This is a genomic window from Sphingobacterium sp. BIGb0116 (assembly GCF_024808035.1).
Classification (GTDB): domain Bacteria; phylum Bacteroidota; class Bacteroidia; order Sphingobacteriales; family Sphingobacteriaceae; genus Sphingobacterium; species Sphingobacterium paramultivorum.
In genome coordinates this window covers 985293-997169 of the sequence record NZ_JANUDT010000001.1, presented here as the reverse complement: position 1 = coordinate 997169, position 11877 = coordinate 985293, and the positions used below count along the sequence as shown (strand labels likewise).

9 protein-coding genes are annotated in these 11877 nt (G+C 37.5%); 6 read left to right on the top strand and 3 right to left on the bottom strand.

The window, feature by feature from the left end; translation table 11 throughout:
• The first annotated feature begins 1 nt into the window (after position 1).
• The 3 genes from M2419_RS04160 to M2419_RS04150 all read left to right on the top strand — a co-directional run bounded on the left by M2419_RS04160 (position 2) and on the right by M2419_RS04150 (position 3785).
• Positions 2-1753: a RagB/SusD family nutrient uptake outer membrane protein gene (locus M2419_RS04160; RefSeq protein WP_182331041.1), complete on the top strand. Its 1752-nt coding sequence runs from the start codon at positions 2-4 to the stop codon at positions 1751-1753.
• Positions 1754-1764: 11 nt separating this feature from the next.
• A complete protein-coding gene (locus M2419_RS04155; RefSeq protein ID WP_259254296.1) occupies positions 1765-2646 on the top strand; it encodes an endonuclease/exonuclease/phosphatase family protein in 882 nt (293 codons plus the stop codon).
• 65 nt (positions 2647-2711) lie between these two features.
• Positions 2712-3785, top strand: coding sequence for an SGNH/GDSL hydrolase family protein (locus M2419_RS04150; RefSeq protein WP_259254295.1), 1074 nt, complete (start codon positions 2712-2714; stop codon positions 3783-3785).
• Between the two features lie 606 nt (positions 3786-4391).
• Here the strand turns inward: M2419_RS04150 and M2419_RS04145 are convergent.
• Entirely contained in the window at positions 4392-4940 is a 549-nt protein-coding gene (locus M2419_RS04145; RefSeq protein WP_259254294.1) for a hypothetical protein, read from the bottom strand.
• Between the two features lie 380 nt (positions 4941-5320).
• Here M2419_RS04145 and M2419_RS04140 point away from each other — a divergent pair, with 380 nt between their 5' ends.
• Together M2419_RS04140 and M2419_RS04135 are read left to right on the top strand one after the other, a co-directional pair.
• On the top strand, positions 5321-5884 hold the full coding sequence (locus tag M2419_RS04140) for a hypothetical protein (protein WP_153847614.1): 564 nt from the start codon (positions 5321-5323) through the stop codon (positions 5882-5884).
• A 158-nt stretch (positions 5885-6042) separates the two neighbouring features.
• Positions 6043-7026, top strand: a complete 984-nt coding sequence (locus M2419_RS04135; protein WP_259254293.1) for a hypothetical protein — start codon at positions 6043-6045, stop codon at positions 7024-7026.
• Between the two features lie 284 nt (positions 7027-7310).
• Here the strand turns inward: M2419_RS04135 and M2419_RS04130 are convergent, their stop codons facing one another.
• Complete coding sequence (locus M2419_RS04130) at positions 7311-9812, bottom strand: S8 family peptidase (RefSeq protein ID WP_259254292.1); 2502 nt, start codon at positions 9810-9812, stop codon at positions 7311-7313.
• A gap of 22 nt (positions 9813-9834) precedes the next feature.
• A complete protein-coding gene (locus M2419_RS04125; RefSeq protein ID WP_259254291.1) occupies positions 9835-10815 on the bottom strand; it encodes an AAA family ATPase in 981 nt (326 codons plus the stop codon).
• 329 nt (positions 10816-11144) lie between these two features.
• Between M2419_RS04125 and M2419_RS04120 the strand changes: the two genes are divergently transcribed.
• Entirely contained in the window at positions 11145-11876 is a 732-nt protein-coding gene (locus tag M2419_RS04120; protein WP_259254290.1) for a hypothetical protein, read from the top strand.
• Position 11877: the final 1 nt, after the last annotated feature.

The window sequence follows — 11877 nt, the reverse complement described above, 5'->3', positions numbered from 1 at the left end:
CATGAAAAGAAATCTTAATATTTTTACACTTATTGTTGGACTTGTGGTTGGCTCATGCAACAACGACTATCTGGAACGATATCCCATAGCAGAGCTGGCCCCTGAAAACTATTTTCGGACCGCTTCCGAGTTGCAGACCTTTACCAATGCTTTTTATGCAGATCTTCCTGATGCGCTGGCCATACATTACAATACACCGGGTCAGGGCGATGACGAAGCACGTAATACGCTCGCTTCTGAGTTTCAGGGCACCCGTACTACTCCAGCAAGTGGAGGAGGGTGGACATGGACATCCCTTCGCCGTATAAATTTCTATCTTGAAAATTCGCACAAATGTGCAGATGAGGCAGCACGGTTGCAGTATGATGGTATTGCTCGATTTTTTCGTGCATATTTTTATTACGACAAGATCGTTCGCTTTGGTGACGTACCATGGTATGACAAAGTAAATCAGCTGGATGATCCTGCGATGTTCAAACCTAGAGATTCACGTAAAGTTGTTTTTGCTAAATTACTTGAAGATCTTGATTTTGCTATCGCCAATTGCAGTACAGCCAAAAGCGCTCAATTGATCAGCAAATGGACCGCTTTGGCTTTTAAATCCCGCATGTGTTTATTTGAGGGTACATTTCGCAAATACCATGGCTTGGGCGATTGGGAAGACATGCTTCAGCAAAGTGTGTCTGCCGCCGACGAGTTAATGAAGTCCAATACCTACAGTATCTACAAAAGTGACCCAAATAAAGCCTATCAGGAGCTGTTCATTGCAGAAGATGCCAATCCTGCAGAAATGATCTTGGCGCGGCAGTATAGCGCATCTGTTCCTTTTGTCCATTCTGCGAATTTCTATATTTTGTCCGCTTCTTACGGCCGTCCGGGTATGGTTAAAGAGCTTGTGAATAATTACTTGATGAAAGATGGAAGCCGATTTACCGACAAGCCTAACTTTGATAAACTATCGTTTTACGAAGAAACGCAGAATCGCGATCCGCGGCTATCGCAGACAGTTCGCACACCTGGCTACAAGCGTATTGGTGCGAATACAACATCAGTTCCTGATTTCGCAACATCAGTAACAGGTTATCAATATATTAAGTATATTCTTGCACCGGGCTTTGATGCTGGGCAAAGCACCAATGATATGCCCATTATCCGTTATGCAGAAGTATTACTTAACTATGCCGAAGCAAAGGCCGAATTGGGTACAATCAATCAGAATGATATTGACAGATCCATTAAATTACTTCGGGATCGTGTCAATATGCCCAATTTGGTGTTGGCCGATGCCAATTCCAAAGCTGATCCCTATCTTTTGGCTGCTTATCCCAATGTTAGTAAGAGTGGCCAAACAGGGGCAATCTTGGAAATTCGCCGAGAGCGCCGTATCGAGCTTGTAAAAGAAGGGCTACGCTATAATGACCTGTTACGCTGGAAAGAAGGAGCGAAAGTTGCCAAACCATTTTATGGAATGTATTTTCCTGGAGCAGGCGAATACGATTTGGATCAAGATGGAAAATTGGACCTGGTGATTTACGAAGGCACTGCGCCTACCAAAAAACCTGGTGTCCAATATCAGAAACTGGGTGAACTGGTTTTGGAAAATGGAAAAAATGGTGGCCGTATTGTCAATTTGCCGGACATCCTCAAAAAATGGACAGAGGAAAAAGATTACTACTATCCAATTCCGACACAAGAGCTTCAGTTAAATACCAAGCTCGAACAGAATAAAGGTTGGGATAAATCAGGTACTTAAAGAAAAAGAAAATGAAAAATTATAAAAACTTATTTGTTATTGCCATCATTGTGGCTGCGAATGCGTGTATTGCAAATGCGCAGGAAACATTAAAGATTGTCTCGTATAATGTCCTTTATGGATTAAAGAAAGATTCGGTCAATATAGATCGGTTTGTAAACTTTGCAGAGGACTGGAAGCCGGATGTGATTGCCCTGGAAGAAATGAATGGATATACCCAAAAGACGCTGGAACAATTGGGACAGCGTATCGGTCACGACTATGTTTTACAATCTAAGGAAGATGGATTTCCTGTGGCCATTACCTCCAAGTATCCTTTGGTCAATTTTAAGAAGGTCACTGAAAATATGTGGCATAGTTACATCTATGCAAAAATAAAAGGCATACACTTTTTTGTCATTCATTTTTCGCCATTCAGTTATGAGAAGCGATTGAAGGAAGTGACCGATATCTTGGCGCAAGCCAATGAGATCCCGAGTAACGAACCTATACTCATTATGGGGGACTTTAATTCTCTGGATATATCGGATAAGGACAAATATGGAAAGGAAGTTTTGGACGCTATGAAGCAAAGTGAGCAAAAACATGATCACATCCGTAACTTGCACAATGGAGCGATCGATTATTCTGTATTGGGGAAACTGCATGAAGCAGGATTTAAAGATACCTATCGTTTGTTACATAAGGAGTTTGAAAGTTCTGTTCCGACCTTTAAGGACGGTAACGGAAATATCAAGCAAAATAATACCGGTCATCCCAAACGCATAGATTTTATTTGGGCCAATTCGGTTGCAGCATCACGGATTACCAAAAGTGGTATCATCAAGAATGAATATACACATTATATTTCTGATCATTACCCAACATTTATAGAGCTTAAGCTCAGTAAATAATAAAATTCGTCCCCATAGGGGGCGAATTTTATTACGATTTTTGTTCATCATTAATTTAAAGTGCAATGAAAAAAAAGATCAGTACTCTTCTCTTACTCATCCTAATTTGTAGTTCATTCTCTGTTTACGCGCAACAAGTTATTCCTGCATCTAAATTTGAGATTCAAGGAAAGCCTTTTGAAAATACCCCTAGATATCACCGTGTAGACACATTAAAGTATAAAAGACTTCCTGCTGCCGTAAAAAAATTGTATACACACGCTACTGGAATGTATGTCACTTTTAAGAGCAATACCGGTAAACTATCCTTGAGATGGAAAACAGTCGATGCGGAATTGGGTAATAATTCGACCCCAATTATGTCACGGGGATTTGATGCATATGTGAAGGAAGCTAACGGCTGGCGCTTTGCCGGGGTGGCCCGTCCCGATCTCAAGAAAGCAGAAAGTAATGCTATAGTGGTCGAAGATATGGCTAACACCGAGAAAGAATTTCTTCTTTATTTTCCTTTGTACAAAGAATTATTGGATTTCGAGGTGATTATTGATGAGAAAGCTTCCTTTTTAGCCACTAGACAATCTTTTAATAAAACGGTGGTGGTTTATGGGTCAAGTATTGTCCATGGAGCCTCAGCAAGCCGTCCAGGCTTAGCTTATCCGGCTCAATTAGGACGCAGATTAAATGCTAATGTGATTAACATGGGAGTGAGCGGAAATGCCCGTATGGAGCCGGCTGTCGCAGATATGCTCGGTGATATCGGTACTGTTGATTTGTTCATTTTGGATTGTGTACCAAATAGTAGCCCCGAGGAGGTGAAAGAAAGAACCTTTAATTTTGTAGCGCGGCTTCGTAAATCTCATCCGGGTGTACCTATATTGTTAATAGAAAGTATTACACGGGAGATAAGCAATTACAATTTGAAGTGGAAATCAAGATTGACTGAGCAGAATAAGAATTTTAGATTACAATATGAAAAACTGCTGCAAGCCGGATATAAAGACTTGTACTACTTGCCAACCGATCATTTAATAGGCGATGATTCGGAAGGAACCGTGGACGGTACTCATCCGACGGATGTCGGATTTGAAAGGATGTTAAAAATAATTGGTGCTAAAGTAGGGGCAATTCTTAATGACTAGATTGGGGTATAATTCAACTATGTTATGAATCGGATAACAAGGTAGAATTTATTCTAGATTGGCAGTGGGATATTGTTGAAATTGTAGAATGGTTTGATGAAGCTAAAGATTTATTGGCTGTTAAAAATATAGATGTCTTAAATGATGAAAATAAATCAATTGCTGAATTAGAGTCTCTCGGTTATGAGAGATCATTTTTCTTCAGTGAAGACGAACAGTTTAGGTATTACAGCGAGTTAGAGGAATGTTTTTCAAGTTTTAAATTTCATTTGAGGGGGACACCTACTCCTATGTATTATATTGGCCTGAATAATGGCAAAGGGGAAATATCGTATTATTCTAGTGAACAAGAAGTATATAAACGTTACTGTTTCAGTATGGAAGAATTTCTAAACAATACTAATAGGGTATTGATGGATTTTCGACAAACAACTTAGTTGGCACATAGTCAATTTTAATGAAAGAAGAAATCTCAATTAAAATTATCATAGGCAAGAAAAGAAGTTTTTTATAGGTCAGAAGGGCTCATTTATAACGATATAAATGAGCCCTTTTTCCGCTGATATAGAATGTCCGCGTTTTTGCTTTTGTTTTTAAGAAGGGGCACTATCGGTGCTGCCAGCATCTTCCACCACCAACAACTACACGTTTGCAGTAACCGCCCGATTTGTTTTTAGCACCGCAGACGGAGGATGTATGTTTGGTGCTGCCACCAGTATTTCCACCGTTGCCCGTGTCTGTATTTTTGTATGAACCGTAGACTGCCGATCCTCTTGCATTTTGGGTGTCGTAGGTAATTGTTGTTTGATTGTAGCCGACATCACCAAATACCGCTTCTTTGTTTTTTAAGATATAGGCATTAATTGTCTGTTGCGAACTTAAGGATGTCTTGATTGATAGTTTTAGTTCGAAACTAATCTTCTGGTCGAATTTGTATTCCCATTTTCCAGTTGTATGGTTCACTGTTTTTGTGACGTTGGATTTATCTGTATAAGTGATTTTACAGTTTGTGCATTCGACTTCGTAGCTAAATTCATCGGTAGGTTGTTCCACAATTGGTTCTTGATTTTTACTGCATCCATTCAGCGATAAGAGTGAGACAGATAACAATATATAATTGGCTAGTATTTTTCTTTTCAATAGATTCCTAAACATAATACAGATTTTAAATTTTGTGATTGGTGTATGTTTTGGCAAATCTAAGCTACCCTAAATAGTTATTCCTACGGTTTCCCTTACAGTATTATGAAAGACATGCCCCGACTTTTCGGTATCTCTTCACTACCGCTTACTTACCCCTTCTTTTCCTCAGATAGCGGTGCAAGCCAGGCTACTTTTGCTATATACTTAAAAGAATAAAAATATGGCAAAACACAATTTAATTAAAAACAGCTTGACAGATAAATGTAATCTGTCTATAAGCGAAATCTTGGCGTTAGAAAGAGGGTTCTTAAAAAAATAGAATGTCATTTGATCATCAATATATTTTGTTTTGGTGACAAGTTAAATGCGTTTAATCATTAATAATAAATAACATGAAAAGTAAATTTATATTACTCCCAATTTTAATTTCAATCTTATCAGGTTGTTCAAAAAGGGTAGATGAGCCCTTTATTCAGGAAGAAAGCATTGGTTTAGATAGATTATATCAACAACCTCAAAATCCATTTATGGGAATCCCTGAAAAGATGTCGGTTGTTCACGTTCGGACCAGTGCAATTAAATATAATCCCTGGCAAAAATTTTACGTATCGCCGGTTGAAGCGACAATTATTATGTGGCCTAGTGATGATAAGACTCTTGCAATAAAAGATGTAGATCAGGCACTAGAAGGGATAGCAGTTGATACGAAAACCAATACAGTAGTGAAAACAGAGAATATCACTAAAAGCTCAGGAATTCAATTGCAAGATTATCGTCCCGGAAAGTATTTAATCGCTGTGATTTTGGATGCAGATGCGGAATCAGGTAAAAGATCTTATAGTAGTCAGGAGATTACATTGAGAGAGCATGGGAAGATTTATATGCATAAAATCTTTTCTAAAGATGTAAAAGATGGAGAATTTGAAGAGTGGTCACCTAAATTAATTGAAAAATGAAAACTAAAATAAATCTTATAATATTATTCTTATTTGTCCTTTGTTCAAATAAACTAATCGGGCAAATTATATCAGGGGAAGCGAATCCTTGTCCAGAAGTTAACTATCAATATTCATTTAGCGGGGCTTCGTTTAATAACTATTTCCTATGGTCTGTGGTGGATGGGACGATTGTTAGCCAGAATACAAATACTGTAGTTGTTAGATGGAATAGAAATATTACTGATGAGGGTAAATGGAGGCTCCGTGTTCAGTACGAAACCTTTGGAACAGGGGGGACATCAGGTGGATCCACCTATAAAGATTTGGATGTTAAAGTCAAGACTGCATCTCGATACAATATCAGTGGCGATAAGGAAATCCCGGGTAATTTTACGGGAACTAAAACTTATACAGCCAATATTGTCAACGCGAATTTTCCTGCCGCTTCATTTTTGTGGACGACAAATACTGGGATTCAAACCATCACAACAGCACCTACAATTAATTTAAACATAAATGATACGCAGCTGAGGTCGATCATGGTGGCAGGAAAAGCATCGAATTGTTCCGAATGGGGTGAAATGTCTAAAATAGATGTATATTTTACTTCTATTATTACTGGCCCAGCGCAGACATGTGCCGAAGATATTTATACTATTGTCAACCCAGGTACTGTAACACTTGTAAATGCGGCTAATGTCGCGACTCTTACGGCATTGGGCAACAATCAATGGAAAGTGACTCGAATTGGTACAGCAAATGGTACTGTCAAATTGAGATCAACTATAGATGGAAGAATATATGATAAAAATATAATGGTAGGAGGGAGCACTGTAATAGGATTTGAAAACTTAGATCATTTAGAGGCTTATGATTATGAAACATTTAAAGTGCTACAAGGGACTGGTAATGTCAAGTACGAAGGTAGTATGAATCTTAATAATTATGAATCTGCTGGTCAAACGAGTTATTCTTGGTCTTTAGTTTCTAAATCGGCTGGGAGCCCGATCGTATCTTGGACTGCCAGTGGGAATTATGTGCAAGTCAGTTCTAGGGGGGCAGGTGGTTGGCTTGTTCTACAATGTGTGATCACCAATGGCTGTAGTATAGAAACAAGAAATTATAGATTTTACTTTGGAATAGAACCTCTAATGCCGTAGTCAAAAGAATGTACACTATTGTGCGTTTGAAGATCTATTAAAATTGCGACTTATAAACAAGGGATTTAGCTATAAAGTATAGCTGAATCCCTTGTTTCTTTACTTCGAATCTCCAGGTTTGTGCTTGTGCGGTTTCAGCTCCGGGTGTTTGGGTTTCGTTTCAGGAGTAACCCGTTGTCTTCTGTCGGGTATACCATTTTGCTTCTCAGAAATAAATGCACACTTTGGAGGAAAACCTAAATGATCTCTTATTGAACTTTCACCATCCACTTACCTCAACATGGTTAAACTCTAATTTCAACAGGGATAGCTACTTTAGTCTCAATCAAATTTTTGACAGGTGTGTAAATATCAATGTCACTATTAGGAGACGAAATGCTAATGATCAGGCTATATCGAATAGAATTGTTATAGCGTTCTAATTTTCTCCGAGTTTTCCACCATCCTGTTGTCGGATATATTGCCAAAATGTTCCGAGTTGCTAAATCAGCAGCATTGCCTTCCCATATATCTTTATGAATAGATCCTTTATTCCGTAGGTCTTCACCCAATTTCCAGTTTCGTTCACGACCCTCATTTTGATAATCATCTTCCCGCATTTCAGCACTAATTCTTCCTGCAAATGCATCTGGAGATTCGTTCGTATCGTTCATTTTAAATCTTAATGCATGCGACATATAGTTGTTTGCCTTTGCATACCTTTTATTTCCAGGATTCGGTTCGACAAAATAAGACAGGGTAACAGTTAATTGTACCGGTGTATTATATAATTCTGCTAGTGCGTCTACCGGCCAAGGTAAGTTGTATAAATGGAATTGGTCCGTTTTAACCCGCGACTCTTCATATTTATATGGTTTTAACTCAGCTTCACATATTAAAGTAAGTGAATTAGAAGCACTTTTAATTGCTCTAGATAGATTAGGAACACCATATCCCACAGTCTGTAAAAGTTTTGTCTTTTCGGCAGGTGACAATTGTCCAATTTTTCTGTTGTTTAACATGCTGGGAGTCCATTCAGCGGAAAGGACAATAAGAGCTCTTATTGTTTCCGGTCTGAAATTAGGATAGGCAATATATAGTTGTGCAGCAAATCGGCTAGCTAGGGCTGTTGCTGCACTTGTATCTCCAAATGATGTTAGCCAATTTTGTGTAGTGCCACGGGATGTGCTTAATAGTTGAAGCGAATCAGGTCGTAATACACCTCCGTATTGTAGTGTCTGATTACCTCCTTCCATTACAATGTCGGGTTTTCTAGGCCATTCATTGTTCCAATTTACTGAGGTTGTGTTACAAGGAGACATTGCTCCACGATTCGCAAGCAATTCTGATTGCGGATGGATAGTTAGATCTATTCTATCTTTCAACGTATATGCTCCCACAGTTAAAGCGTTAAATGCTTGTGCGGGATCATTAATACTATGGTCATCATTAATTAGTGGATATTCATTACGAATTTCGTCTGCTAAATTTCCAGAAGAAATGATAAACAAGTTTCTTTCATTAATATCTTCTGTTCCAAAAGAAAGCATATCAATAGTAGCGGACCAAAGTGACGGTTTCCCCAAATGCTGATTATCATTAGATGTTACAGCGATACAAATTGCGCGTTTATGATCTGGATTCATGATTTCGGCATTAGAGACAGCATCGATCGTTACGAAACCATAATTCAGTGGGTCATGTGCTTTGGTGTGATCTATGACTCTTACACTCTCGAATTTAAAAGGAATGTTTACAGGATGGTTGTTGCCAAATACTTCAGATAAATCTCCGTACAGAATTAGTCCCGCCATGGGAGTCCCATGGCCATTACGCATATCAGTTTTGTCGGCAACATGGCCATCTGCAAAGACTGTAGAGAGATAGTGTTCCTTAATATGAGGAGTTAATAATGGATTACCACGATTAACTCCGGTGTCCAATAAACATACAGATATTTTATTTTGGTCAGAGCTATTGGATACTCGTTGTAACAAATCATTAATCCAATTATCTTGTTCGATACGCGTAGCGTATGTGAAAAAATCTGTCAAATCACGAGGTTTACGTAACTCACTTAGACATTCTAAATAGAGTAAGTTTTCCATTAGCCGCGGAGTGCCTTTAATGTATCCTACTGTATGCTCAGGAAAGCAGATCCACTGTTGGCCAATTTGGATTCCTTGTTGCTGTAGAAAATCTTTGCAATGTTCAATGTAGTCATTGTTATTATCATAATCTAACCATACTTCCCACCAAATACTTTCGTCCGCATTAGGAAATTCATTTTCAGGCTCCTGCCAAAATGCTGCTAGAGTGGCAGCACGAATATCCTCTATATTTGCTATTAAAGAATAATTTCTAGGTTTAGGATTACCCGCCTTTTCACTTTGAGGTGTATTCTTAGTAAGAAATTCATCTACTTTATTTAGAAAGTTAGTGATTGCTGTTTTGTCTAAGTATATGCCTGCTTCTTGATACTTGAATGTCCTGCCTTCTTCATCTACGTCTTGGCATATCCTTGTATACGCAATACGGAAACTAGATTTATCATCAAATTTATCAATATCAAGTGGGAAATCCGGCGCGGATTTAAAAACTATATAAACAAAGTCTTGAATCTGTTTACCATTCCAAAAGTCATTTAAAGCTTCATCGAATCTGACTTTGACGAAATCTCCTTGTTGCTGGCGATTAATACCGCTACGAGCTAATATAGTAGGACCACCTTGAATATTAGAGGTGTAATTTTGCGCATCATAAAAATTTCCATCTATTACTAGATGGGGTAGGTTATTTTCTGGCATATTGGAAAAAAGAATAAGTCCCTTAAAAAGGTCTTTTCCTTCCTTCTACATAATGTAGTATTTTTTCTTCACTCACATTTTTATCGCCATAGACGAGATAATCTTTCCATACATCACTTACAATACGGTGGATGTCTGCAAAGCTTAATCCGATGGCTTTATGAGTAACTTTTCTTAGATCTATAGTAGAGGGGAGGTCAAACCCAGTGAATTCTAAATCAAATAATTGGTATATATCTTCCTCAGTAGGGAGAGGAAATTGAATAATATCATCAAAGCGTCTGAATAGTGCCACATCTAAAGATTCAGGGAGATTAGTTGCAGCGATGATCAAACTTCTTGAATCATCTTTTTCAATCTGTAGCAAGAAGCTATTTAGTACACGCTTTATTTCGCCGACTTCATTTCCTGCGGAACGTGAAGTACCTATACTATCAAACTCATCAAAAAGATATACAGCTCTAAAATCACGCATGGCGTCAAATACTAGGCGGAGCTTTGCGATGGATTCACCCATATATCGACTAATCAACCCATCGAGCCTGATGATGAATAGGGGGAGGCCCAGTTCACTCGCCAATACATGAGCACTCATTGTCTTACCACAGCCTGGAGCACCAGTAAAAAGAAGCTTTCTACGAGCAGTCAGACCATGACTTTCGAGAATGTCTATTTTACGTTGCTCATCGAGTACACGCTGGATAGAGTTTCGTACATTCTTGGAAAGCACCATGTCTTTGAGTTTTACCTCAGGGCGAACTAATTCTAGTAAATCGTCTAATTCTTTTTGAGCACTATTGACAGGAAGCTTTTTTATCAGGACAGACTCTTTACTTTTAGAGAGCTTCGCTTTGTCGATCATTTTTTTGAGCTCTTCGGCTAAGACGGTATGGCCTTGGCGCGCTTCAGCGGCAGCTATTTGCATAGCAGTGGCATAGAAACGACTTTCGTCTCCTTCGCCAAATGAACGAATCAAGCTCTTTATTTGTTCCAATGCTGCCATTATGCTGTACTCAAAAATTTTTGTAAATATAAGGTTATATAATCAAAATAGGTGCCGATATCTTTTTAAACCAACGACTGTATGACTTAAATTACACAAAATATTTGAATATATGACAAGATCCTAATTTAAAAGATACTTTAATTATCTTTGATCTGATAAACGATTGTTTTTATATATTTAGCGATATAATAATAAATTTTTATATTATTTTTGAAATATTATTAACCTTGTTAGAAGTATATTGAATTATCTTAAAAATTACTACTCATGTGAGAACATAGTATTAAGTAAGAAACATTTTTACACTTCTAAGTTTATTTTTTTAGATGGATAAGGACGATGTAAAAAGAAAATTTATATTAGCTATTGAGCTAGCTTTAAAGACTAAATGTACCTATGCTAAAAAAAGTAATTTATTATTGAATTTAATAAGCTTAAACATAGATTTAGGGAGAAATGATAGAATTTATAAAATTATGAAATCCTATTTTTTCTTTCATTTAAAAGCCGTTAAGCATAGCGCGCATGGATATGATAAAGTAAATTTGGCTAAATTAAATGACCTAATCGATTTGTTGCCACTAAGTCAAAGGGTTTCCTTCGTTGATTATTGTATAACAATAGTAAAGTTAAATCATACTGAAGAAACTTTTGACTGGCTATTAAATAAAAGGCATGAATGTAGGATTAAGTTTCTTTGGAATGAAAAGAGAGTTTGCGCGCGTATGCTATCTATACTGCTTTTAGCTAGTTTCAATATACGGAATCTCATTTTGGCAATAATAATAACCTTTGTGGCAATTTCTTTGGTTCTCGTGCCTACACCTTATGAAAAATTAGCTGTTTTTGAGATCAGCTATCATAATTATACCACTAATCAATTTTTTAATCATATAGCCAATATGTTGACCTTGTTTTTGGATATTGACAATGATTTAAAGGTCGACGGTACGGGATTTATTTCGGTAGTAATTTTAGTGTTAGCAAAATTAGCCTATATACTTCTCATTGTTAATTTTATATATTTAAGACTGATTGATAAACTTTCTGTAAAATAGC